22 protein-coding genes are annotated in these 23333 nt (G+C 58.9%); 13 read left to right on the forward strand and 9 right to left on the reverse strand.

From position 1 onward, the window contains the following. Positions 1-620 precede the first annotated feature (620 nt). From AC07V8_RS00900 to AC07V8_RS00910, 3 genes are all read right to left on the reverse strand, one after another. Positions 621-938 carry a hypothetical protein gene (locus AC07V8_RS00900; protein ID WP_494677076.1) on the reverse strand — a complete coding sequence of 106 codons (318 nt, stop codon included), beginning with the start codon at positions 936-938 and terminating at the stop codon, positions 621-623. Positions 939-1254: 316 nt separating this feature from the next. Further along, positions 1255-1692 (reverse strand): hypothetical protein, encoded by a 438-nt coding sequence (locus tag AC07V8_RS00905; RefSeq protein ID WP_494677075.1) that lies wholly within the window; start codon positions 1690-1692, stop codon positions 1255-1257. 178 nt (positions 1693-1870) lie between these two features. Further along, positions 1871-2680: a ParB N-terminal domain-containing protein gene (locus AC07V8_RS00910; RefSeq protein ID WP_494677074.1), complete on the reverse strand. Its 810-nt coding sequence runs from the start codon at positions 2678-2680 to the stop codon at positions 1871-1873. A 302-nt stretch (positions 2681-2982) separates the two neighbouring features. Here AC07V8_RS00910 and AC07V8_RS00915 point away from each other — a divergent pair, with 302 nt between their 5' ends. From AC07V8_RS00915 to AC07V8_RS00970, 12 genes are all read left to right on the forward strand, one after another. Further along, complete coding sequence (locus tag AC07V8_RS00915) at positions 2983-3405, forward strand: YXWGXW repeat-containing protein (protein WP_494677073.1); 423 nt, start codon at positions 2983-2985, stop codon at positions 3403-3405. A gap of 237 nt (positions 3406-3642) precedes the next feature. Continuing rightward, positions 3643-4530, forward strand: a complete 888-nt coding sequence (locus tag AC07V8_RS00920; RefSeq protein WP_494721441.1) for a chromate resistance protein ChrB domain-containing protein — start codon at positions 3643-3645, stop codon at positions 4528-4530. A gap of 5 nt (positions 4531-4535) precedes the next feature. Continuing rightward, the gene (locus tag AC07V8_RS00925) at positions 4536-5699 is read left to right on the forward strand and encodes a chromate transporter (protein WP_494677072.1); all 1164 of its coding nucleotides are present in this window, start codon (positions 4536-4538) and stop codon (positions 5697-5699) included. 210 nt (positions 5700-5909) lie between these two features. Beyond that, the gene (locus tag AC07V8_RS00930; RefSeq protein ID WP_494677071.1) at positions 5910-6185 is read left to right on the forward strand and encodes a metal/formaldehyde-sensitive transcriptional repressor; all 276 of its coding nucleotides are present in this window, start codon (positions 5910-5912) and stop codon (positions 6183-6185) included. A gap of 7 nt (positions 6186-6192) precedes the next feature. Then, positions 6193-7173: a CDF family Co(II)/Ni(II) efflux transporter DmeF gene (dmeF, locus tag AC07V8_RS00935; RefSeq protein ID WP_494677070.1), complete on the forward strand. Its 981-nt coding sequence runs from the start codon at positions 6193-6195 to the stop codon at positions 7171-7173. After that, positions 7170-7343: a DUF1289 domain-containing protein gene (locus AC07V8_RS00940; protein ID WP_494677069.1), complete on the forward strand. Its 174-nt coding sequence runs from the start codon at positions 7170-7172 to the stop codon at positions 7341-7343. Before dmeF ends, AC07V8_RS00940 begins: the two co-directional genes overlap by 4 nt. 248 nt (positions 7344-7591) lie before the next feature. Next, complete coding sequence (locus tag AC07V8_RS00945; protein ID WP_494677068.1) at positions 7592-7960, forward strand: hypothetical protein; 369 nt, start codon at positions 7592-7594, stop codon at positions 7958-7960. Positions 7961-8035: 75 nt separating this feature from the next. After that, the gene (locus AC07V8_RS00950) at positions 8036-9385 is read left to right on the forward strand and encodes a TolC family protein (RefSeq protein ID WP_494677067.1); all 1350 of its coding nucleotides are present in this window, start codon (positions 8036-8038) and stop codon (positions 9383-9385) included. After that, positions 9382-10704: an efflux RND transporter periplasmic adaptor subunit gene (locus AC07V8_RS00955; protein WP_494677066.1), complete on the forward strand. Its 1323-nt coding sequence runs from the start codon at positions 9382-9384 to the stop codon at positions 10702-10704. Before AC07V8_RS00950 ends, AC07V8_RS00955 begins: the two co-directional genes overlap by 4 nt. Beyond that, a complete protein-coding gene (locus tag AC07V8_RS00960; protein WP_494677065.1) occupies positions 10701-13904 on the forward strand; it encodes an efflux RND transporter permease subunit in 3204 nt (1067 codons plus the stop codon). Before AC07V8_RS00955 ends, AC07V8_RS00960 begins: the two co-directional genes overlap by 4 nt. A gap of 123 nt (positions 13905-14027) precedes the next feature. Beyond that, positions 14028-14396 carry a copper-binding protein gene (locus tag AC07V8_RS00965; RefSeq protein ID WP_494677064.1) on the forward strand — a complete coding sequence of 123 codons (369 nt, stop codon included), beginning with the start codon at positions 14028-14030 and terminating at the stop codon, positions 14394-14396. Between the two features lie 381 nt (positions 14397-14777). Then, positions 14778-15425, forward strand: a complete 648-nt coding sequence (locus AC07V8_RS00970; RefSeq protein ID WP_494677063.1) for an HAD-IB family hydrolase — start codon at positions 14778-14780, stop codon at positions 15423-15425. Positions 15426-15770: 345 nt separating this feature from the next. Here AC07V8_RS00970 and AC07V8_RS00975 read toward each other — a convergent pair whose 3' ends face one another. Both AC07V8_RS00975 and AC07V8_RS00980 read right to left on the reverse strand, forming a co-directional pair. Continuing rightward, positions 15771-16646, reverse strand: coding sequence for a class I SAM-dependent methyltransferase (locus AC07V8_RS00975; protein WP_494677062.1), 876 nt, complete (start codon positions 16644-16646; stop codon positions 15771-15773). 165 nt (positions 16647-16811) lie between these two features. Next, the gene (locus AC07V8_RS00980; RefSeq protein ID WP_494677061.1) at positions 16812-17102 is read right to left on the reverse strand and encodes a hypothetical protein; all 291 of its coding nucleotides are present in this window, start codon (positions 17100-17102) and stop codon (positions 16812-16814) included. A 249-nt stretch (positions 17103-17351) separates the two neighbouring features. Here AC07V8_RS00980 and AC07V8_RS00985 point away from each other — a divergent pair, with 249 nt between their 5' ends. Beyond that, positions 17352-17630 (forward strand): hypothetical protein, encoded by a 279-nt coding sequence (locus tag AC07V8_RS00985; protein ID WP_494677060.1) that lies wholly within the window; start codon positions 17352-17354, stop codon positions 17628-17630. A gap of 215 nt (positions 17631-17845) precedes the next feature. Here AC07V8_RS00985 and AC07V8_RS00990 read toward each other — a convergent pair whose 3' ends face one another. From AC07V8_RS00990 to AC07V8_RS01005, 4 genes are all read right to left on the reverse strand, one after another. Further along, a complete protein-coding gene (locus AC07V8_RS00990; protein WP_494677059.1) occupies positions 17846-20098 on the reverse strand; it encodes a M9 family metallopeptidase in 2253 nt (750 codons plus the stop codon). Positions 20099-20483: 385 nt separating this feature from the next. After that, complete coding sequence (locus tag AC07V8_RS00995; RefSeq protein WP_494677058.1) at positions 20484-21227, reverse strand: LytR/AlgR family response regulator transcription factor; 744 nt, start codon at positions 21225-21227, stop codon at positions 20484-20486. Between the two features lie 48 nt (positions 21228-21275). Next, positions 21276-22343 carry a sensor histidine kinase gene (locus tag AC07V8_RS01000; protein WP_494677057.1) on the reverse strand — a complete coding sequence of 356 codons (1068 nt, stop codon included), beginning with the start codon at positions 22341-22343 and terminating at the stop codon, positions 21276-21278. Between the two features lie 196 nt (positions 22344-22539). Beyond that, positions 22540-23151: a LysE family translocator gene (locus AC07V8_RS01005; protein ID WP_098497257.1), complete on the reverse strand. Its 612-nt coding sequence runs from the start codon at positions 23149-23151 to the stop codon at positions 22540-22542. Positions 23152-23333 lie beyond the last annotated feature (182 nt).

Consider the following 23333-nt stretch of genomic DNA (forward strand, 5'->3'; position numbering starts at 1 on the left):
GATCTGCTGAGGCGCCATGCCTGGCGCATGCAGAAGTGTTCGAAGCGAAAGAGATGCATTCAATGCAGATATCGAATGCGTTGCGGATTTTACACTGCTGACGCTCCGCTGATGGCCGGCAAGCGAGCGTGCGTGTAGATTTTTAAACCGTCTTCGAATGCCGCCGCTCCGTGCCAGCGCAAAAAGCGGGCAGGGCCGGCATCATGGATGTCGGCACTGCCGCGCATCACGATGTCTACTTGACGCCAACCAGCGTGATTTAACCAGGCCTTTTGGGGTCCGTTTAACGCCGATATCGCGTTGGCGAGCCGGAAAGCTTATCCGGCTGCATGGCGCGGCAGGGCTGCAGGAAGTTGCTCTCAGTTTTGCCGGCTGTATATTTCCAGCCACGCAAGGCTGAGCAGCAGTAGGAATAAGACGGGAAAATGCGAGAGCATTGGATGCGACACGCACCACTTGAAAAACGCGGGCGATATGGCAAAGATCGCCGGCGCGAATATGAAAAGAAATAAGCCCACCGAGATAGCTATGGTAAGTAATGTTTGCGCTTTTCTCATTACGTCATGCCTGTGATTCATTTTGGATTGTTACCTCGTTCAGCTTTCCGGAGCGCTCTCGTGTCATATATATATTTGACTGGAATTCACGCGGAAATAAGTCGAGCTGGTCGCAACCAGGGAGAGCGCATAGTCTATGGTCTTCTTATAATCGGGCAAACTCTGGTGCGTGCGATTGACTACAGCCGTCAGAGCATTTTTGAACGCCCTCAAATTGGCGTGGAAATTTCCCGCCTTGATCAACACCAGATAGTCGCGAACGTCGTTGATCACCATTCTTACGTCGCATCGAACATTCACGCCGTATAAGGTCAGCGTTGCAAGTTTTAAAATCTTGTCGACGCTCTCATTGAGAAATTTATCTTCAATTAAGGTTTCCATTTATGCGTCTCGTAGATATGGTCGTGAATGACAATAAAAGGCATCCTACTGATCCGCGCACCCTTAGTCCATCGGACTCGGCGCCGTTTAACAATTGTTAATAAATAAAATTGAAAATGTGAAATAATCTGTGTTTCCTGATACACAAATAGTTCACACGAGCATCTTGAAACTATCACGCGCACGCGGGAAAAAGCATTGGCGAACAGCTTGGATATCTCTGCTTCATGCTTCTTCGATATGGGCGCGCAGATAAATAAGGTCGATAAAAAGCCGGAGCATCGCTACCCCGGCCCGCTGTTACCTGGTTTTAACGCTACTGATCCAGCGTTGATTCGTAATTCAGTGTTGCGTTGTTTGATGATTTAAGCGCCTGAAATCTGGCGTTCACAATGACATCCATCAGCTGTTCAATGATGTCGCCGAGAGTTGTATCCTGCTGCCTTGCCAGCCGCCTTAGTTTTTTGTGATGCTTTTCGCTGATGGCGGCAATGATCTGCACATCGCCCGCCAGTACAAGTTCATCTCTTGCAAAACATAACCAATAGATAGCGACACAAGCGAGAGCGCCAAGCGCGAAAATCTGAAATTCCGCTGACCGCTTCCAGGTGTCGCGCCACAGCTCTGCGCCGGCCACCAGGCTTGCCAGAAGCACACCGAGCCAGATGAGCGCGATTAATCGCACCGTATTTCTTGCTCTCCCAATATCGTCATACAAGAAGCGCCTTCGGACGAGTTGCCGGAATTCTTTCATGTCATTCCCCTTTAGCAGATCAAGCGACCATGGCGTCGAAAGAACGATTCGAGCGGATTGCAAAAGAATTATCTAACGTGCGCCGCTTCCCCCGAGTGATAAATCTAGTACATTTCGATATGAAAACAATGGCGTATTTTCCATTGTTGCATCCATCATCCCGGCCGCAGCGGCCGCGCTATTGGTCGCTGCGCGCCTCCGCAAGTGCAATCGTCAAATGCTGCACTTTCTTTTTCAGCTGGTTGCGTTCTTCGGTGAGTGCAACGACCAACAGCATCAAACGATGAATTTCGATTTGTTCGGGCGTGGCGTCGCTCGGCGGTTCCTCCTGCTCAGGCTTGGGTGGCAGCCGGGCTTCACGCACTTGCCTGGCTGCCTGGCGCAGTTCCTTTTTGCCTCCTGCCACCGCCGCGATCTGCTGTTCGCTAGGCAAAGACGCCACGGCCGCCGCGGCGTTAATGGAAATGATGCCCGACTTTACAGCGCCGACCAGCTCCGGTGCGGCGGTCTTCTGAATTTTCTCGATGTGCCCCAGGGTCGCGCTGCTCACCCGCGCGGCGCGCGCGACGGTTTCCCGGGTCCATGGCGGATCGCCTCCGGACTGGGCGGGGGAAGCCGTCCCGGCCGGCTCGGTGGAAGCCTGCCGGGTTTGCGCCTGCGCCAGCCGCGCCGCGACGATTTCTTTCTTGCGCAAGGCGAGCACGCCGCGCTGGAAATCCGATACGCTGCGCCGCCCGAGGTGGTTGTCGATCATCCACAGGTGTACATCGTCGATGGACTGGAAGGTGTCGTTCTGCAGGGTGTTGAAAGGGATGCCGTGCTTCTGGCAGATGCCGTAGCGGTTATGCCCGTCCACCAGAAGATCGCCCCACAACACCAGCGCATCGCGACACCCTTCGGCCAGCAGGCTGCGCTCCAGCGCAGCGAATTCGTCTTCGGTCAAGGGATCGATATAGGCACGGAGCTGTTCGTCAATAGTGATGGTCATGGTTCAGAAAAAAACAGGCATGGGGCCGCTAGTGTACGTTGTGCTGCTGTCTTTGCAGTACACGGCGGCTCGGTATTTAAAAAAATGACGGAATTTGAGGATCGGCTTCCGCGTTGCCGCCTCGTCGTGCCACAGATACGACGGGGCGCTGAACTGGCGCAGTGCAAGCTCACGGATTCATTAATTAACAATTTTTAACAGGTGTAATACGCTGGTCTTAGATGTGAATTATTGCATCATTGATTGATTCAGAAAAAATTAAAGATATAGTTCGTCATACTAAACAACTGTGTGAGACAAATATGAAACGTATCCTCTGTGCGACCGCGCTCATAGCACTTGGCGCCGCAGCTTTCATGCCGACCCAGGCAATGGCGCAAATAGGCGTGAACATCACGATCGGAACACCGCCGCCGCCGCCAAGATATGAGCCGGTGCCGCCGCCGCGCGTCGGCTACGTGTGGGCGCCCGGCTATTGGAACTGGGATGGCGGCAGGCATGTCTGGGCCGGCGGTCATTGGGAAAGAGCGCGCGCAGGCTACCAGTACGATCGGCCTGAATGGCGCCAGGGAAGCAATGGATGGGAGTTGCGCCGCGGCGGCTGGCATCAAGGCGAAGAGCGATATGAGCGCCGTCGTGATGACCGTCGCGGCGACGACAGGCGCGACGACGACGGAGGCCGCTATCATTGCCCGCCAGGACAAGCGAAAAAAGGCAATTGCTAGTTCATACTGAAGCAGAGGGACCAAAGCCCGCATTTATGCGGGTTTTTGCATTTTTATCGGGTCCTGGATCCAACGCCATATCGAAGGCATGAACATTCGCGTCTGATGTTAAATATTCCCTATTTTTGATTTCCATTGAAAAATTTGTAGATATCCATACGAATATGTAGAATTATCTACATGAATATATATGTTGTCCTCATTACCAGCCTTCCAACGGAAAACGCGACAATTCGCATGCGCGCATGGCGGGCGCTCAAGGCATCCGGCGCCGCCGTGTTGCGCGATGGCGTTTATCTGATGCCGGAGCGCTGCCGCGACGTATTGGAAGCGGTCGCGGCTGATGTGCTGTCAGGCGGAGGGACTGCCACGGTGCTGCGCGTTGAAGAACCTGACGGCATTGATTTCGTCGGACTGTTCGACCGTAGCGAGGACTACGCAGGAATGCTGGCAGATGCCGCTAAAGTGCGGGAAGCCTTGACGGCCGACACGGCGCCGGATGCACTGAAGCAGATCCGCAAGTTGCGCAAGACCTTTGCCAGTGTCGCCGATATTGATTTCTTCCCCGGCGAAGCCCTGCGGCAAACCGATGCGGTCTTGCAAGAACTGGCGCTGACGGCGGCGCGTGTGCTGGCGCCGGACGAGCCTCATCCGGTCGATGGCACGATCTTCCGCCTGTCCGTGGAACAGTATCGGGGCCGCATTTGGGCAACCCGCCGCCGTCCCTGGGTCGACCGGCTGGCCTGCGCCTGGCTGATCCGGCGCTTTATCGATCCGCAAGCCCGGCTGCTGTGGCTGGCGTCCCCCAGCGACTGTCCTGCTGATGCCGTGGGTTTTGATTTCGATGGCGCGACCTTCAGCCATGTCGGCGGCCGCGTCAGCTTTGAGGTATTGCTGGCGAGTTTCGGCCTTGAGCAAAGTGCGCTCCAGCGGCTTGGCGCACTGGTGCATTACCTGGATGTCGGCGGCGTGCCGCCACCCGAATCTGCCGGGATTGAAAGCGTCCTCGGCGGCCTGCGTGAAGCCATCGCGGATGACGACCAGCTTCTGGCGGCAGCCAGCAACGTGTTTGACGGACTGCTGACCGCGTTTCAAAAGGAACCCGCATCGCAACAGGAGTCGTAGCAGCCATGGACGAAGCAAGCAAACCGACTTACACCTTGTGGCAGCTGATCCTGTACTTTCTGCGCCTGGGTACGCTTGGCTTTGGCGGGCCGGTCGCCCTGGTCGGCTATATGCACCGCGACCTGGTGGAAAGGCGCGGCTGGATCAGCGAATCCGATTACAAGGAGGGACTGGCGCTGGCCCAGATCGCACCCGGCCCGCTGGCAGCGCAGCTGGGAATCTATTTGGGCTTCGTGCACTTCCGGATCCGCGGAGCGACCGCGGCAGGGCTTGCATTCGTGCTGCCTTCATTCTTGATGGTGGTCGCCCTGGGATGGGCCTACGTTGCGTTCGGCGGGCTGAGCTGGATGCAATCGGTTTTCTATGGCGTGGGCGCTTCAGTGATCGGTATCATGGCCATCAGTGCGCATAAGCTCGCGAGCAAGAACCTGGGGCGCGACAAACTATTGTGGGGCATCTTCCTATTGTTGGCGGCAGTGACCATCATCACGCAATCGGAAATCGCATTGCTCTTCATTGGCGCCGGCGTACTCGTCTGGGTGATTCGTTGCAAGCCTAAGTTCGGCGCATCAAGTCTGGCCGTGCTGCTGCCTGCGCAACTACCCAATATTGCCCTTGCCTCCGCAACGGACGCCGATACCCTGATTCAAATCGCGCTGTTCTTTACCAAGGCGGGGGCCTTCGTTTTTGGCTCGGGCCTGGCCATCGTGCCCTTTCTCTACGGCGGGGTTGTGACGGAGCATCACTGGCTCACCGAAAGGCAGTTTGTCGATGCCGTGGCCGTCGCGATGATTACTCCTGGGCCGGTGGTGATCACTACCGGTTTCATTGGCTACCTGATCAGCGGATTGCCCGGGGCCATCCTGGCAGCCGTGGGGACTTTTGTTCCTTGCTACCTGGCGACCGTCATCGCCGCGCCATACTTCAAGAAATATGGCAAGCTGCCGGCGCTGATCGCGTTCGTCGATGGCATTACAGCGGCAGCCATCGGCGCTATTGCCGGTTCAGTGGTGGTGATCGCGCAAAGATCGATTACGGATATTCCGACCGCGCTGCTGGCGCTTGCGACTGCTGCGCTGCTATGGAGATTCAAGAAATTTCCTGAGCCCGTCATCGTGATTGGCGCGGCGTTGATCGGGATGGCGATTTATCCCTTGATGCATCATTGACGCGCGCTAGCGACCGGAATCAGCGCCGATGCCTGGATAAATGCTCGATCACGGCTGGGCCGTGCCTGGCGCAGGCATTGTCAACAGTTGTCAAAGCGGAGCGCACCGCTGGCTGCCCAAACTATGACGCCAACTGTTTTAACAAGATAGTTTACGTTTTCGGTTCTTGTCGATAGTATACCCCCCTATACTATATGTAGAAAGAAAAGCATGGGCCATACCGTCAAAGACAAGCAAAAGCTCCTGAACCGGGTGCGGCGCATCCGCGGCCAGCTGGAGGCCATCGAGCGCGCCCTGGAAGAGGAGCAGGGCTGCATGGATGTGCTCCAGCAAATCACCAGCTGCCGGGGCGCCATGAACGGCTTGCTGGCTGTCGTCCTGGAAGACCATATCCGCACCCACCTGGTCGATGCCGAGGCCCATGACGGCGAGCAGGAAGACGCCAAAGAGCAGCTTATCAATGTCGTCCACAGCTATTTCAAGTGAGCCTGCCATGAGTGACTTTTACGAAGCGCCATTCAAGGCTGAGCACGAACACGTTTTCCTGGGCGAAGGGCACGACAAGAACGGCCGCAAGACCTGGGCTGTCATTGCGCTCTGCAGTGCGATGATGCTGGCCGAGATTATCGGCGGGCATCTATTCGGTTCGCTGGCGCTGGTGGCGGACGGCATGCACATGTCGACCCACGCCGGCGCCATGCTGATTGCGGCGCTTGCCTATACCTACGCTCGCAAGCACGCGAACGACCCGCGCTTTGTCTTCGGCACCGGCAAGCTGGGCGATCTCGCGGGATTTACCAGCGCCATCATCCTGGCGATGATCGCCATGCTGATTGGCTATGAAGCGATCGACCGCCTGCTGTCGCCGCTGCCGATACGCTTCGGTGAAGCGATCCCCATCGCCGTGGCCGGCTTGCTGGTCAATATCGCCAGCGCATGGCTGTTGAGCGGTGCGGACCATCATGGGCACAGCCACGGCCACAGCCACGGTCACTCTCACGGACACGACCAGCATGCCGGGCACGATCATGCAGATGACGGGCATGGCGTCGACACGCGCGACCACAACATGCGGGCAGCCTATATCCACGTCATTGCCGACGCCGCCGTCTCGGTGCTGGCGATTATCGGGCTGCTGCTGGCGAAGACCTTTGGCTGGCTCTGGATGGACCCGCTGGCGGGCATCGTCGGCGCCTTGGTGATCGCAAACTGGTCATACGGCCTGATCCGCGATACCGGCGCCAACCTGATGGACGTCAGCGCCGACGGCACGATGGCAGGCAAGGTGCGCGCAGCAGTCGAAACGGCGGGAGACAAGCTGATCGATCTGCACGTATGGCGCCTCGGCCCAGGTCACTTTGCGGCGGTGGTGTCGATAGTCACCCAGGAATCGACGCGCGGCCCCGATTTCTATCACGGCGTGCTGCGGCGGCTCAAGGGGCTGTCGCACATCACTGTCGAAGTACACGCATGAGTGCTGGCTCGCCGTGCATTGAAATATGCAAATTTGATGGGAAAACCGGCTTCTGCATCGCCTGCCTGCGGACGCGGGAAGAGTGCCGGGAGTGGAAAAAAATGAAGGACAGCCGGCGGCATCAGATATTGCAGGATCGCCGCAGGCGCGAGACCAAGCTGCCCATATAGGGCTGAGCACGCATTTTTCCCCGTCATGGACTGAATCCGTGCCCCTGCTGCGCAGATTCGATCCGCTGCGGCCTCTGACATGAACGGAATCCGCTTCAAAAAATAATCATTGACCTTCCCACAGGGGGAACGATGATAATGCGCTAGGTCGCTTGACAAGAAATATCGTCGCTGCTTACTATAAATTAAGCAAAAACTTATAAACCATGAAATTCTTTCGCTCATCCCGCTTGATTACGGCATGCATCGTGCTGGTCAGCATGCTGTTCATGCAGCTTGCCGTGGCGGGATACGCTTGTCCGAATTTGAAACTCGGACAGGCCGACGAATCGGTATCGATGTCCATGTCCATGGACGACGATATGGCCATGAGCGGATGCGCCGGCGCCGACAAGGCGCAGCCCAGCCTTTGCCACGCCAACGACCAGGCCGGAAACCAGTCCCTGGACAAGCCGCCGATGCCGCATGTGCAGCCCTTTATGGCTGCCGCATTGACGCTGGTATTCCACAATATCGAAGTCAATGACCAATCCACTGACGCCCAACCCAACTCTCTTCTTCTGGCGCGCGCGACCGCGCCGCCGCTGTCCATCCGTAACTGCTGTTTCCGCATTTAACGCTCCAGATCGCCTGGCCCGTCGTTGCCGTGCCGCGTGCACGCCCGATGTTGTCTATCGCTGTCTGGAGGTTTCATGCCGTCCCTCGCATTTTCTGCATTTTCCGCGCACCGCACGGTGCGCCATACGGTTCTTCGGCTATCCGCAAGAATCAGCCTCGCCGCGCTGACAGGGACGCTTGCGTTCGTTGCCAACGTCTACGCAGTCGAGGCGCCATTAACGCTGGCGGAGGCGCAGCGCCGCGCCATCGATCGCTCGCGCCAACTGACGGCGCAGGATTTCTCCGTCGCCGCTGCGCGCGACATGGCGGTTGCCGCCGGCCGGCTGCCCGATCCGGTATTGAAAGCTGGCATTGACAACCTGCCGGTCACCGGCCGCGACCGCGGCAGTCTCAACAGCGATTTCATGACCATGCGCAGGATCGGCGTGATGCAGGAGATCACTGGTTCCGACAAACGCCGCCTGCGCTCTGACCGCTTCCAGCTTGAAGCGCAAAAGACCCTTGCCGAGAAGACCATGGCGGCGGCAGCCATTGAGCGCGATACCGCGCTGGCCTGGCTCGACCGCTACTACGCGGATGCGATGGCCGCGGTTGTCGCGGAACAGGGGGAGCAAGCCAGGCTGGAAATCCAATCGGCCGAAGGCGCCTACCGCGCCGGCCGCGGCAGCCAGGCCGATGTCTTCGCCGCCCAGGGCGCGCTGGCGATGTTTGAAGATCGCGCCAGTGAAATCCGGCGCCGCATACGCAACGCCAATACGATGCTGGCGCGCTGGATTGGCAATGCCTCGGATCTCGCGTTGGCGGAAAAACCTGCTACCGACACCGTCCGCCTGGATCCGGCGACCCTCGACAGCGCGATTGCACATCATCCGGAAATCGCGGTCTTGAGCAAGCAGGTGGAAGTCGCCGAGACGGATGCAAAGCTGGCGAAAGCCAATGAAAAGGCCGACTGGACCGTGGAGGTGGGGTTCCAGCAGCGCAGTGCGGCGTATTCCAACATGGTGTCTGTCGGCCTGTCGATCCCGCTGCAATGGGACCGGAAGAATCGCCAGGACCGCGAGCTGTCTGCCAAGCTGGCAGGAGTGGAACAAGCCAAGGCCGAGCGTGAAGACATGCTGCGCAGCCATGTGGCGGAAACCAAGAGCATGCTCGAGGAATGGCAAAACGACCGCGAACGCCAGGCACGTTATGAGAGCGAGCTGATCCCGCTGGCCAATCAGCGCACGCTGGCGGCGATCGCCGCCTACCGTGGCGGCAAGGCAAGCCTGGCCGATGTGCTGGCGGCGCGCCGCAACGTGATCGATATCCGCATCCAGGCATTGCAGCTGGCGGCGGAAACCGACCGTTTGTGGGCGCAACTGACCTTTCTCTTTCCGACCGATGCTGCGATGACGCACGCGGCACTGAACCAGGATACCCAATGAAGAACAAGAAGATATTCATCGCTGCGGCGATTGCGGCGCTCCTCGGGGCCGGCGGCTACGGTCTGTATTCGGCTGGCATGCATCATGGCAAGAAGATGGCGGCAGCCATGCCGGATGACGCATCTGCGGCGCCGGCCGGCGAGCCGAAAGCCGCCGAGGCGGGCAAGAAAGCGCTGTATTGGCATGATCCGATGGTGCCGGGGCAAAAATTCGACAAGCCAGGCAAATCGCCATTCATGGATATGCAGCTGGTGCCTGTCTATGCCGGCGATGCGGTTCACGATGGCAAGGTCAGCATCAGCCCGCGCGTGCAGCAGAATCTGGGCATCCGTACTGCCGCGGTGATTCGGGGCAAGCTGACGTCGGCAGTGACGGCCGTGGGCAGCGTCGCTTATAACGAACGCGATGTCGCGCTGGTGCAGGCGCGCAGCAATGGTTTCCTGGAACGGCTTTATGTGCGCGCGCCGCTCGATCCGGTACGCAAAGGGCAGGCGCTGGCTGAAATATATGTGCCTGAATGGGTGGCCGCCCAGGAAGAATACCTGTCAGTCAGGCGCATGCAGGGAAACGGCGTGGACAGCCTGCTTGGCGGCGCGCGTCAGCGCATGCGCCTGGCCGGCATGAGCGACGAGCAGATCCGCCTGGTGGAAGCTAGCGGCAAGGTACAGGCGCGCCTGACGCTGTTTGCGCCGATCAGCGGCGTGGTGTCCGAGCTGGCCGTGCGCGAGGGCATGACGGTGATGGCGGGGGCGCCGATGTTCAAAATCAACGGCCTGGCCACGATCTGGGTCAATGCCGATGTGCCGGAGGGACTGGCGGCCCAGGTGCGGCCAGGCAATGCGGTCGAAGCGCGCACGCCGGCACTGCCGGGGACGGTGTTCAAAGGCAAGGTCAGCGCGATCCTGCCGGATGTGAATCCTGCGACGCGCACGCTCAAGGCGCGCATTGAGTTGGCCAACCCGTCCGGCCGGCTGGCGCCGGGAATGTTTGCGACGATAAGTTTTTCTTCCAGCGCAGGTAAAGACGTCTTGCTGGTGCCTACCGAAGCGGTGATACGGACCGGAACGCGCAGTGTCGTCATGGTGGCGCAAGGAGATGGAAAGTTTGCGCCGGCCGAGGTTGAAATCGGCGGCGAGAGCAACGGCCAGACCGAAATCCGTCAAGGACTGGAGGCCGGACAAAATGTCGTTGTCTCCGGTCAGTTCCTGATCGATTCCGAAGCCAGCCTGAGCGGAACCGAAACCCGGATGGCAGACGCGGCTGCGCCGGCAGCGGCTGCCATGAAAACGCCGGCCGGGTCGGCGGGAGCGGCGCCATGATCGCCAGGCTGATCCGCTGGTCCATCGCCAACCGCTTCCTGGTGCTGCTGGCGGCGGTGATGGTGACCGCCTGGGGCATGTGGTCGCTGTCGCGCACGCCGCTGGACGCCATCCCCGATTTGTCGGATGTGCAGGTGATTATCCGCACCAGTTATCCGGGCCAGGCGCCGCAGATCGTCGAAAACCAGGTCACCTATCCGCTCACTACCACCATGTTGTCGGTGCCGGGAGCAAAGACGGTGCGCGGGTATTCCTTTTTCGGCGATTCTTTCGTCTACGTCCTGTTTGAAGACGGCACCGATCCCTACTGGGCGCGTTCACGGGTGCTGGAATATCTCAACCAGGTGCAGTCGCGCTTGCCGCCGCAAGCCAAAACCGCGCTTGGGCCGGATGCCACCGGCGTCGGCTGGGTCTACGAATACGCGCTGGTCGATCATGGCGGCAAGATGGATCTGTCGCAGTTGCGCGCCTTGCAGGACTGGTTTCTGAAGTACGAGTTGAAGGCGCTGCCGAACGTATCGGAAGTGGCCAGCATAGGCGGCATGGTGCGGCAGTACCAGATCGTGCTCGATCCGGACCAGATGCGCGCCTACAACATCCCGCAAGCAAAGATCATCGCCGCGGTGCAGAATGCCAACCAGGAAACCGGCGGTTCCGTGCTGGAACTGGGAGAAGCCGAATACATGGTGCGGGCCTCAGGCTATCTGAAATCGCTGGACGACTTCCGCAAGATTCCCTTGATGACGACTGACGCCGGCGTTTCGGTGCGGCTGGGCGACGTCGCTCGCATCCAGGTCGGCCCCGAAATGCGGCGCGGGATTGCCGAGCTGAATGGCGAGGGCGAGGTTGCCGGCGGGGTGGTCATCATGCGCTCCGGTAAAAATGCGCTGGAAACCATCGCCGCGGTAAAGGCCAAGCTGGAAATATTGAAAGCCAGCCTGCCGCCCGGCGTCGAGATCGTCACGACTTATGACCGCTCCAGCCTGATCAAGCGCGCAGTCAGCAATCTGCAAGAAAAACTGATCGAGGAATTCATTGTTGTCGCCGTGGTGTGCGCCATCTTCCTGTTTCATATGCGCTCTGCGCTGGTGGCCATCGTCACGCTGCCGATCGGCATCCTGATCGCCTTTATCGTCATGTACTACCAGGGAGTCAACGCCAATATCATGTCGCTTGGCGGGATTGCGATCGCTGTCGGCGCCATGGTCGACGCCGCCGTGGTGATGATCGAGAACGCCCACAAGCATATTGAAGCCTGGAACCACGCGCATCCTGGAGAAAAACTGAAAGGCGATGAACATTGGCGCGTTGTCGGCGACGCCGCGGCTGAAGTGGGGCCGGCGTTGTTTTTCTCGCTGCTGATCATCGTGCTCTCGTTCATCCCGGTGTTTACGCTGGAGGCGCAGGAAGGGCGGCTGTTTTCTCCGCTGGCCTTTACCAAGACCTATGCCATGGCTGCCGCGGCCGGTCTGGCGGTCACGCTGATTCCGGTCTTGATGGGCTATCTGATTCGCGGCCGGATTCCGGATGAGCAAAAGAATCCGCTCAATCGCTTCCTGATTGCACTCTACCGTCCGTTGCTCGACATGGTGTTGCGTTTCCCCAAGCTGACCTTGCTGGGCGCGGCCCTGGTAGCGGCCGCAACGATATGGCCGATGACGCGGCTGGGCGGCGAGTTCATGCCGCCGCTGGACGAGGGCGATGTGCTGTACATGCCGTCGGCGCTGCCAGGCCTCTCGGCCGGCAAAGTGCAGCAATTGCTGCAGCAGACCGACCGCCTGATCAAAACCGTGCCGGAAGTGCAGAGCGTGTTCGGCAAGGCCGGCCGCGCCGAGAGCGCCACCGACCCGGCGCCTCTGGAAATGTTTGAAACCATGATCCAGTTCAAGCCGCATGAACAGTGGCGCCCTGGCATGACGCCGGAAAAGCTGATCCAGGAACTGGACCGCATCGTCAAGGTGCCCGGCTTGTCGAATATCTGGGTGCCGCCGATACGCAATCGTATCGACATGCTGGCCACCGGCATCAAGAGCCCGGTCGGAGTCAAGGTCGCCGGCGTCAGCCTGCAGGAAATCGACCGCATCACCGGCGAGATCGAACGTGCCGTCAAACATGTGCCGGGAGTATCGTCGGCGCTGGCCGAGCGCCTGAATGGCGGACGCTATGTCGACGTCGATATCGACCGCGACGGCGCCGCCCGCTATGGCTTGAATATCGCCGATGTGCAGAGCGTGGTGGCGGCAGCCATCGGCGGCGACAACATCGGTGAAACGATCGAAGGACTGCAGCGCTTTCCGATCAATGTGCGCTACCCGCGCGAGCTGCGCGATTCGGTCGAAAAACTGCGGCAGCTGCCGATATTGACGGAACGCGGCGCGCAAATCCGGCTGGGCGATGTGGCGGCGATCCGCATCGACGACGGTCCGCCGATGCTGAAAAGCGAGAATGCGCGCTTGTCGGGCTGGGTCTACGTCGATATCCGCGATCGCGACCTCAGTTCCACCGTGCGCGATATGCAGCAAGCCGTGGCGAAGGAAGTCAAATTGCCGGCCGGGTACTCGATCGCCTGGTCAGGGCAGTTCGAATATCTGGAACGCGCCAGCGCCAAACTCAAAATCGTGGTGCCTGCCACCTTGCTCATCATCTTCGTCCTGCTCTACCTGACCTTCAAGCGCTTTGACGAAGCGCTCCTGATCATGGGAACGCTGCCATTTGCGCTGGCCGGCGGCATCTGGCTGCTGTGGCTGCTCGATTACCACCTGTCGGTCGCCGGCGGCGTCGGCTTCATTGCCCTGGCCGGCGTATCGGCTGAATTCGGCGTGATCATGCTGCTGTATTTGAAACACGCATGGGAGGAACGGCTTGTTGCCGGCAAGGACAGCGAAGCCGATCTGCTCGATGCGATACGCGAGGGAGCCGTGCTGCGGGTGCGGCCCAAGGCGATGACGGTGGCGGTCATTATCGCCGGGCTGGTGCCGATCATGCTGGGGACCGGCACTGGATCGGAAGTCATGCAACGCATTGCGGCGCCCATGGTAGGCGGCATGATCACGGCGCCGCTGCTGTCGATGTTTGTGGTCCCGGCGGTTTATCTGCTGCTGCGGCGGCGCCGGATGCGCGCCGCCGGCATAGTCGCGATGAAAGCCGGAACAGATCGGATGGATGCTTCGCACAAATTTATAACGGCCGTTGAAAAGTAAGGAAGTCGCAGGAAACACGCGAGAAGCCGGGCGCGATACCCATCCGCTGCATGTCTCTGAAACGGATGGGGCAATCTGTTTCAAATTCAAATCATCTCTCTCAATTTTAAAAAGGAAACAAGCATGAAACCTATCGCAACCCTGTTCCTGATCCTGGCGTTGTCCGCATCCGCAGCGGCTTTTGCGCAGCCAGGCGCCGCCAAGGCCATGGAGATGAAAGGCATGGACGCCATGCCGATGGCGAACATGAATTCCGGCTCCGCCGCGAAAGCGGCAACCCACCAGGCTACCGGCGTGGTAAAGGCCGTCGACGCAGCGAAGGGCATAGTGACGCTGGCGCATGGACCTGTCAAAAGCCTCAACTGGCCGGCCATGACGATGACCTTCACTGTGAAGGACAAGATGTTTTTCGACAAGCTTGCTGCCGATAAGAAAGTGACCATCGATTTCATCAAGCAGGATGCGGACTATGTTGTTACCGGCGTGAAGTGAAATAAGTGTTGCCACGGGCGGGCGCATGATTCCGATTCACACATGTTGCCGCGCCCTTTGACAATGCAGCGAGACTAGCGGCTGATCGGGCGGGTCACTGCGATGATGACGCCGAAGGAGGGAGCGGCCACAGCGCAGCCGCGAAGCGGAGGTGTTTGAGCAGCAAGAAGGAAAAAAGGGTTTGCACGGCGACGATAATTTGATGGTTGCGTTAATCGGCTGATGTAGATGGTAGCATTGGAGAATGATCATCACTGGAACGATAGAACCCTACGATGCCGATATCGACGGAAGAACATAAAACATTTTTTTGCACGGGCTGTATCCGGCTGCAAGCGGCGCCTCCGGGTTTATTTGACTTGCAATTTCTTCGGGCAAGCAATGGAAACTGATCATGCCGTTGCCGCCTTCGATTTCGACGGCACTATCACCACCAGGGACAGCCTGCGCGACTTCGTGCTGTACGCAGTCGGCCGTGGCCGCTTTGCTGCCGGTGTTGTATGGGCTTCACCCTGGCTCCTTGGCTTGCTGATCGGCGTATGCGATCGCGGTTCCGCCAAGGCGCGCTTTCTCGCTGCGACCGTGGGCGGCATGGGGCAAGCCAGGCTGGAGCAGCTGGCGCGCGATTTCGCCGCTGACCGGCTGCCAGCCATGGTCCGCCCCGAAATGGCGGCCCGAGTCCAGGAGCATAAGCGTCTTGGTCACAGGCTTGTGCTGGTCAGTGCGTCGCCGTCCTTATATCTCAGGCATTGGGCGGCAAGCGCCGGTTTCGACGCTGTGCTGGCGACCGAGCTTGCGTTTCGCGATGAGCGCTTCTCCGGATCCCTGGCCTCGCCGAATTGCTGGGGACCGCAGAAGGTGCAGCGCTTGCAGCGATGGTTCGATAACCGTCCGCCGCAGACCTTATATGCGTATGGCGACAGCCGGGGCGACCGAGAGATGCTTGCGCTTGCTGATTATGCATGGCTGCGAGGGACCGCGGAGATGCCGCGGCTGGACAGCTGGCCACGTAAAACGACAGCTGGCTGATCCGCCGCTTCATGCTGATCGGCAGATCGGCAGACCGGCTTACCGGACGCCTTTTCTTTCGCTCTAGGCGCTCGCCACCTGGCCGCTCCAGCCCGGCAGATGCGCAGCTGCCTGGCTGTGCGATAGCGGCAATGCTTCCGCCACGGCCTGGCTCGGCTGGTTCTTGATCATCTTAACCGGCACTCGGCGCCGGAAAAAATCCGCCCACAGAGAATCTGACCGGAAAGCGTTCGCTATCCATCAGAATTTTGTTGAAAATGTCCCTATCGTCCGGGTCTGGGCATCGTTCTCGTCACCTTGCTGCGCCGGCGCTGTGTCTGCCTCGGATTCTTCCCGCGCCGGATTTTATTTTTTCGCGCATATCAAGCGGAAGCCAAGGCGGGTTTGCATGCCGTCTTCGCGTTCTCCCAGATATCGCTTATTCAGCTCCGCGGGACCAAGATCCTTGGTTACGTGCAGCCCCATGCTCTGCAGTTTCTTTTGCAGGGACATCGGATTGAACGATGTTTTCCACGGCTCCCCTTGCTCCTCGACGAGGTTGCTTATGTATTCGCCTAAAGCATAATCAATGGGGCTGAGCATGGAGGGCAGCACCCTGTAATCGAATGTGATGCCGCTTTCCCTGGGCAGCGATGCGACGAATTTCAGCGTATCGAATATTGCTTCCTCGGATAGGTAGACGGTGACGCCGAGCCAGGAAAAATAGGCCGGCCGGTCCGTGCGGAAGCCGGACTCCTGCAATCTGTCGGTCAAGGTGTTTTTTTCAAAATCGATGGCGACAAAGGTCATCGAATCGGGTATGCCGATACCGGCTTCTTTCAATATGCCGATCTTCCAGGCCTGGGTCGAGGGGTGATCTACTTCGTAAACATGCAGTCCCTGGTCGCGGTAGCCGTTGCGGAACGCAAAGGTATCCAGCCCAGCGCCCAGGACGACGTATTGTTTCACGCTGGCGGCTACCGCCAGGCGCAATTCATCCTCCGCCAGCAGGCTCCGCGCTGCCAGAGCGGCCCTCAAGTCGCGGGATATGGGGTCGTTGAACTGGGCCGGGTCGTGGCGGATGCTGGCTTCTCCTGCGGGACCAAGTATGGACAAGGCCATCGGATCGTTGAATATGACGGGCTTGTCCAGCAATTGGTGAGCGGCCCGCATTGCCGCGACCCAGCGCGCGGTCCAGCTTGGTTTTCCTGTCTGAACGATATTCTCTTGCAGCGGATTCATCCTGCTTCTCCTGTATCTGAACGCGACAAGGCGTCGCTTGAGGCCGGCACGGGTTAGATTCTGCGCAAGCCGCCAAGGCCAGCCTCGATGCCATGGCAAGATGGCGCTCCGGGGGGGCTGAACGTCTTGCGCGATTGCAGGCACTTGCGGTCGACGGAAGTAGAGTCAATTGATCACTGAAAACGGCAGATAGATGTAGCGGGGAAGAATCGGGTACCCAAACGTGCTTCTTTCCACGCAGGCCTCCGCGTTGACAGCAAGAATGGCTTGCCAGTCCTGCTCGGAATATTCCACGCCTGTCCGGGTCTGTTCCGTGATGAGGCGATCTATCGCCCGTGTATTGCATTCGAAAAGCACCTCTTTTTTTTCCTGGGCAAGCGGAATGGCGAGGTGTGCCGTCATGACACAGGCAAATATTGCACTGACAAATAAAATGCTTACGCGTATTTTTTTCATGTGCCGCTTTCAATTTTCAAGCAGTTTTGATATCGAATTGCAAAGTGCCAGAGAGGCGGATCGGCCATGAAAGCCGCCGGTCCGATCCCGGAAATGCCAATGCCGCCGAGGGCCGGGACTCCGCCTGGGGTTGCTTATTGCTTTTCCCAATATAGATTGAATAGGAGCGGCGCGGAACTGCCGGAATTTACAGGTCGGGGCGGAGCAGCGCGGCCAGCGATAGCTGCCCGGTAGAACAACCAGTACTGCATGTACGGCATGGCATGCTATTATTTTTTCGAACCTGAAAGGAGCGGCATCATTCACGAGCTTGAATTTCGATATAAGGATTATTTGGTCTCTCCTCGCGTGCGGAAAATATCCCTGCATGGCCTTGAGAGGCTTTGTGCTGAGTTCGTCATGGTTCATCTCGGCGAGGCTTCCCGGGCCGAGATATTCAGCACCGAGCAATACTTCGATAGCGAAACCGAAGCATTGGATTGCGCCCGGCAGCGTGCGATTTCCTACATCGACGAGCTGCTTCCCTGATTGGGCTTTCTCATGAGCGTCGTTTATGCAGCGTTCACGCCGCAATTTGAAATACAGCAGCAAGAGGGACGACCGGCAGGGGTGGAAAGCATTGCCGGTCGTTTCAGATGGACTGCATGCCGCGGCGGCCGCTATTGGCCGCGCCGTCCGCTACATGGAACGGTGCCTTTGACCGGGCCGGACCACGTGTTCGGTTGCGGCGCGCCTGGCTTTGTTCAATCGTAGGTGGCGGACAATGTCACACCGCTAAAAGCCTGCCTGGCGTTGAGCAATATGTAATACCAGCGCTTGCCTGCCGGCGCGGCTATCGCGATGCTTTCGCGGTTGCCGGCGCCGTTGCTCACGGCATCGTAGGACGCCGGAGTGGGATAGCGATCCAGTGCAACATACAGATCGACGTCGCCGCTGCCGCCGCTGGTCCTCAATTTCAGGTTTTTTGCGCCATCGGGCAGCTGGATATAGGCGTAAGCGCGTTCCGTGGCGGATAAGCCGCTGATTGCGCAATTTTTCCCCAGGTAGCTGGATGAGGCGCAGCTCGGCAGTTGCGGGTTGTCCGGCAACGGCGGTTCGCCGCCGGTGCCGGCGCTCATGACCCAGCTGGCAAACTCGCTATCGTAGCGGGCGCCGATATACGCCATGGTGTTCTGGTAACCGTCGTAGTCGCCGACGCGGAATTTTCCGGTAATGACATCGACATCATTGCGATGGCGCTCGAACATGAAGCGCGTCGCCATGTATCCCCAGCGATATGCGCGCAGCTGGTAGTCGTTCATGGCGTAGGTGTTGCCGAAAATCTGGCTCAGGCGGTAGGTGCCGCTGCGGCTGCTGTCGATCGCCTCCTGGTCGTCATTCTTCTTGGACAGATATTCCGCCAGGCCTTCAATCCACCAGACGGTCGGCTTGGCGGTGCTGGCGCTGAAATCGCCATACATGTCGAAACGGCCGTCAAGGTAGTGGATATATTCATGTTCCAGATTCCATATCTTGAATACGGGACGCATCCAGGACGCCTCGTGGGCAATGAAGCGGGCCTGGTTGCCGGCGACGTCAGGACTGCCTTCCAGATACATGCCGCCGTTGTTGGTGCTGATGCCGTAGATCGCCGCCGCATATTTACTGTAGTTGCTATAGTCGTCGAACACCACGACTTCCAGCGATGTATTGTGGTCATTGGCGACCGGCTTGCCGCCGGTTTGCAGCATCTCGTGGAAATACGATTCTTCCGTCTTCAGCAGTGCACAGGAAGCTTGCATCTGCGCCGGGTTCATCTCCTGGGCGCGGATGCTGATGGATGGACTGCAGATGTATTTGTTTTGCAAGACGGCGTCGGCCAGCCTGGCTTCGAAATTGCAGGTGCCGTATTCGGCGCAATTGGCGTTGTCGTTATATTTGACTGAGATCGCCGCAGCCAGCCAAAGATCGCTGCCGGCGCCGGTCATGCTGGTGTCGGCCAGGAGTGCCTGGATCATTGCCTTGATGGCGGCTTTCTGGGCCGGATACTGGAAGAAGCGGAAGGCTTCGTTGGCGGCATCGGTGAGCTGGTAGGCGGTTTCGGTGGGCAGCAGGGCGCTCTTGTTGCTGACGACAAAATTGTTCAGCGCGGCGGCATACGTCGCATCGTTCTGCAGTATCAGCTTGCCTTCGGCTTTGTCGTGGGCATAGAAAATCACGGTCAGCGCGCCGGTAAAGCCGCCGGCCGCGGTCGGCTGGCGCAGCGCTTGTGCGGCATTCGGGTTGCTGACGGTGTTGGTGTAACGCAGCACCAGATTCTTCATGCTCGCCAGATAGTATGGTTCGTCCCCCATATTGGTGATCAGCTTCAGCGTTTCGCTGGCGCTGGTCGGCGCCAGGGCGTTTTCCCTGAACAGGAGATCGCCGTCGACCAGCTGCCGGATTGGCGGACGCAGGACGGCAAGCAGTGACGAGGAAGGAGCGGAAATGACGTTGCCGCTGGCAAGATAGTAGCCGGCGCGCAGGTAGATCAGCAGATTGACCAAGGCCCGGTTGCTGGCGTTGTAGGTGCGGGCCTCCTGAACAAAGCGGTTGGCGACGGCGCTGAAGTTGCCGGCCGAATATGCTTTGGCGGCCTGGGCGGCGGTCAGCGAGAACAAGCCGTAATGGCATTCGTAGTCAGGCAGGTTGACAATATAGTCGGCCAGGGCATTGCCGTCATAGCCCGCCAGTACATCCATATCCCGGCAATCCGGCCCGGCGGCCGTGTTTTTGCTGCGATTGCCGGCGGCTGGCCGGCTCTGCGGCGGCAGCAGGTCGGTCCTTGGCTTTTTGCTGGGGGACAGGTTGAATCGCGACTGTTCCGGCGATGGCGGCAGGGTTTGCCGGGCGCGCGGCATCGGCGCCTGGGTCGCCAGCGCCGGTTCCGGCGCGGCGGCCGGGACACTGGCGGCGTAGGACTGCAGGCTGAGCGCCATCAATCCTGCCAGCAAGAATGCATTCTTTGGAATTTTCATCTATTTATCGTCCTCATGTGAGTTGCGGCGGCGTACATCGCCGGAGGAGATCAACGGCCGCCGGTCGGATAAAGTACATTGCCGGGAACGGGGTAAATAGCTGTCAGAGTTGGCAGGTAGGGACGGCGAGCGGCAGCAGGGCATGCAGGCAGGCTAGCAAAAGCGCCTGTGCTTTGCGGTTTCCGGGGGACTTTCGTGTTTCTGAAATAATTTCGCTAAAAGGGGCTTGAAAATACGTTTGGCGACGCAATATCGGTAAAGTCTCCTCCAACTCTCCCTAAGTTTTGGATTTAACCCGCTGCCGTGAGGCTGGCGGGTTTTTTTTCGCCGTGCCCGGCATGGGCGCACTCTTGGAGTGCGGTCTCCAGCGGGCTGTTGCAGTCCGTTAGATCGACATGCTGCGCAACATCTTCGACGCTTCGCGGTTGGCGACCAGCTGGGTGCCGTCGCGCATCTGGATTTGCAGCTGAGACTGGTCATCCGCCTTCATCGATTCGACAAAATCCAGGTTGATCAAGGTTGAGCGGTGGATGCGGATGAATTTCCCCGGGTCGAGCCGCGTACTCAGTTCCGATAGTCCGATGCGCACCAGGAAGGTTTTTTTCCTGGCTGCGATCACGGTGTATTTCTCTTCCGATTTCAGATATTCGATCTCATCCGTCGCCAGCGGGAAAATATGGCCGCGGTCGCGTACCAGGATCCGCTTCAGCATGGCGGTTTCCTGCTCGGCTGCCTGCTTCAGCGCCAGTTGCAGCAGATCTTTGGATGGCACGGCAACCTCCAGCAATCGTTCGACAGCGGCATCGAAGCGCTCGCGCGAGAACGGCTTGAGGAGATAGTCGATCGCGTTCAGCTCGAATGCGATGACCGCATACTGGTCATAGGCGGTAGTAAAGATGAAGTCCGGCGCGTGGGTCAGGCGCTGCAGCACTTCCAGGCCGGTCATTTCCGGCATTTGAATATCCATGAACACGGCATCGGGCGCCAGCTTGTCGATCTGCTTCAGAGCGCTGGCGCCATCCGCGGCTTCGCCGACCAGGCGCAACTGCGGATGCGCCTGGATCCAGTCGCGCAAGGTTTCCCTGGCGAGCGGTTCATCTTCTGCAATAAAGACGGTTTTCGTTTTCATGGCTCTTTATGATTATGAGGTTGGCGAGATGGCGTTCGGGGCAGGCGCTCAGGCCGCTTCGAGCGGAATCGACAGGTGTATGGCGCAGCCGGCGCCTGGCGCCGTCCGGATCTCCAGATTGCCGCGCCGGCCGTATTCCAGCTGCAGGCGCCGGGCGACTGTCTTTACGCCTAGCCCGGCCGATTCCTTCATGGCGAGCTTGTCGCAGCCGGGGCCGTCGTCGCTGACCGTGATGTCGATGCCTTTGCTGGCGGTATTGATGTGGGCGCTGATAACCAGCTTTCCCGGCCGGCTGTGCGGATTGAAAGCATGCTTGATGCTGTTTTCCACCAGCGGCTGCACGGTCAGGGCCGGCAGCAGATGGTAGCGGGCGGCATCGTCGATATCCCATTCAACATGCAGGCGGCTGCCCAGGCGCAGCGCTTCGAGGGCAAGATAGTCGCGCACAAACTTGAGTTCCTCATCCAGCGTCACCATGGTGTCTCCGCTTTTTTCGGTATCGAGAATATAGCGCAGCATGTCCGAAAATTTAAGCAGCGCAGTCTCGGCTGCGCTTGATTCCTTGCGGGTGAGGGCGATGATGGAGTGCAGCGTGTTGAACAGGAAATGAGGATTCAGTTTATTGCGCAGCGCCGTCAATTCGGACTTTGCCAGCAAGGCTTCGGCCTGCGCAATCGCGACAGACTGCAAGCGGGTGGTTTCGATGGCGCGGATGGCGTGGAAGATGCCCGCGCTGACCGCATACATCATGAGGTAACCCCACGATTGCCATATGAGCCATTGCTCTACATCTGATTTGGAAGCCTCCGGATTGCCATAGTAAAAAACAAAGATGGCTGCCAGAGACATGCACAGCACCGTGAGGAGCAGGGCCGATCCGATGTGAATTGCCGCCGACGCAGCCGTACTGCGATTGCTGCGCTTGAGGTACCCGGTCAGCGGCCATACCAGGAACAGAAGAGGGATCGCCGGACCAAGGCAGCATGCTGCCGAAAGCAGGCCTTGTCCAACCCTGATATTGCCGTTGAACAGGCCTTCGCCCTGGGTCGCAAGAAAATAAAATAGAAAAACGGGCAACCAGGCAGCCAGATAGAGTAGCCAGATGCGACGACGCATGCTCGGTCCTTGTCAAATCTCCGATGCCTGATTCTCTACCAGAATGCAGCATTTGCGGCAGGCCTTGGGCTGAATTGAGGAAATCAGTGGCTGAAATGCGGGAATCGGAGATTTTCGGACTCTTGCGCAGGCCAGGCCGATACTGCGCTAACATGAGTTCGCCATCAGCCACTGCTATCGCCCACTATCCCCTATTTCATCTCTCGGTCAGCGCCAGCTTGACCGCCAGCGCGCCGAACGCGGTTGCAAAGCTGCGGCGCATCCATGTCATCACGCTTGGCCGTGTTATCACGTGGTCGCGCATGACGGCGGCAAAGATGCCGTAGAGGGAAAAAATCACGAAAGTGGCCAGCATGAAGGTGCCGGACAGCTCCAGCATGCGGAACAGCGGATGGCTTTCTTGCGGACTGACGAATTGCGGCAGGAAGGCGACAAAGAAGATGGACAGCTTGGGGTTGAGGATGTTGATGAGGATGCCGTCGATGATCACGCGCAAGTCGGAGCGCTGGTCGACGGCGCCTTCCACGCGCAATGCGCCTTTTTCGCGAAGCGAGTTCCAGGCCATGAACAGCAGGTAGGCGATGCCGGCATATTTGATGGCATTGAAGGCCATGGCGCTGGAATGCAGTACCGCTGCCAGCCCCAGCATGGCGGCGGCAAGATGCGGCAGGATCCCGAGAGTACAGCTGAAGGCCGCCAGCACGCTGGCTTTGGCGCCGCGCGAAAGGCCGGCGGAAAGCGTATAGATGACGCCGGTGCCGGGCGAGGCGACGATGATCAAGGTGGTCAGCAAAAATCCCAGTGTCATGAACTTGTCTCCACTATTCAGCTTGCGCGCCCGATGCGGCTGCGTCGGTTTCAAAGTCTATCATTGAAAGCAAGGGGAGATTGTTCGGGAGCCGGAACTTGCCTGATGAAGGGAGCCGGGATTCAGGCAAGGAGAATTTCAAGAGCGGCGGCCTTGCCGCGGTCTGCTGAAAAGAAAATGGG

It is taken from the genome of Collimonas sp. GW821-FHT02H07 (assembly GCF_059421505.1).

What these genes read in the sequence shown, in the direction of transcription:
- AC07V8_RS00900 (WP_494677076.1), bottom strand. Translation starts at nt 938, where the DNA reads ATGGAAACCTTAATTGAAGATAAATTTCTCAATGAGAGCGTCGACAAG.
- AC07V8_RS00905 (WP_494677075.1), bottom strand. Translation starts at nt 1,692, where the DNA reads ATGAAAGAATTCCGGCAACTCGTCCGAAGGCGCTTCTTGTATGACGAT.
- AC07V8_RS00910 (WP_494677074.1), bottom strand. Translation starts at nt 2,680, where the DNA reads ATGACCATCACTATTGACGAACAGCTCCGTGCCTATATCGATCCCTTG.
- AC07V8_RS00915 (WP_494677073.1), top strand. Translation starts at nt 2,983, where the DNA reads ATGAAACGTATCCTCTGTGCGACCGCGCTCATAGCACTTGGCGCCGCA.
- AC07V8_RS00920 (WP_494721441.1), top strand. Translation starts at nt 3,643, where the DNA reads ATGCGCGCATGGCGGGCGCTCAAGGCATCCGGCGCCGCCGTGTTGCGC.
- AC07V8_RS00925 (WP_494677072.1), top strand. Translation starts at nt 4,536, where the DNA reads ATGGACGAAGCAAGCAAACCGACTTACACCTTGTGGCAGCTGATCCTG.
- AC07V8_RS00930 (WP_494677071.1), top strand. Translation starts at nt 5,910, where the DNA reads ATGGGCCATACCGTCAAAGACAAGCAAAAGCTCCTGAACCGGGTGCGG.
- dmeF (WP_494677070.1), top strand. Translation starts at nt 6,193, where the DNA reads ATGAGTGACTTTTACGAAGCGCCATTCAAGGCTGAGCACGAACACGTT.
- AC07V8_RS00940 (WP_494677069.1), top strand. Translation starts at nt 7,170, where the DNA reads ATGAGTGCTGGCTCGCCGTGCATTGAAATATGCAAATTTGATGGGAAA.
- AC07V8_RS00950 (WP_494677067.1), top strand. Translation starts at nt 8,036, where the DNA reads ATGCCGTCCCTCGCATTTTCTGCATTTTCCGCGCACCGCACGGTGCGC.
- AC07V8_RS00955 (WP_494677066.1), top strand. Translation starts at nt 9,382, where the DNA reads ATGAAGAACAAGAAGATATTCATCGCTGCGGCGATTGCGGCGCTCCTC.
- AC07V8_RS00960 (WP_494677065.1), top strand. Translation starts at nt 10,701, where the DNA reads ATGATCGCCAGGCTGATCCGCTGGTCCATCGCCAACCGCTTCCTGGTG.
- AC07V8_RS00965 (WP_494677064.1), top strand. Translation starts at nt 14,028, where the DNA reads ATGAAACCTATCGCAACCCTGTTCCTGATCCTGGCGTTGTCCGCATCC.
- AC07V8_RS00970 (WP_494677063.1), top strand. Translation starts at nt 14,778, where the DNA reads ATGGAAACTGATCATGCCGTTGCCGCCTTCGATTTCGACGGCACTATC.
- AC07V8_RS00975 (WP_494677062.1), bottom strand. Translation starts at nt 16,646, where the DNA reads ATGAATCCGCTGCAAGAGAATATCGTTCAGACAGGAAAACCAAGCTGG.
- AC07V8_RS00980 (WP_494677061.1), bottom strand. Translation starts at nt 17,102, where the DNA reads ATGAAAAAAATACGCGTAAGCATTTTATTTGTCAGTGCAATATTTGCC.
- AC07V8_RS00985 (WP_494677060.1), top strand. Translation starts at nt 17,352, where the DNA reads ATGTACGGCATGGCATGCTATTATTTTTTCGAACCTGAAAGGAGCGGC.
- AC07V8_RS00990 (WP_494677059.1), bottom strand. Translation starts at nt 20,098, where the DNA reads ATGAAAATTCCAAAGAATGCATTCTTGCTGGCAGGATTGATGGCGCTC.
- AC07V8_RS00995 (WP_494677058.1), bottom strand. Translation starts at nt 21,227, where the DNA reads ATGAAAACGAAAACCGTCTTTATTGCAGAAGATGAACCGCTCGCCAGG.
- AC07V8_RS01000 (WP_494677057.1), bottom strand. Translation starts at nt 22,343, where the DNA reads ATGCGTCGTCGCATCTGGCTACTCTATCTGGCTGCCTGGTTGCCCGTT.
- AC07V8_RS01005 (WP_098497257.1), bottom strand. Translation starts at nt 23,151, where the DNA reads ATGACACTGGGATTTTTGCTGACCACCTTGATCATCGTCGCCTCGCCC.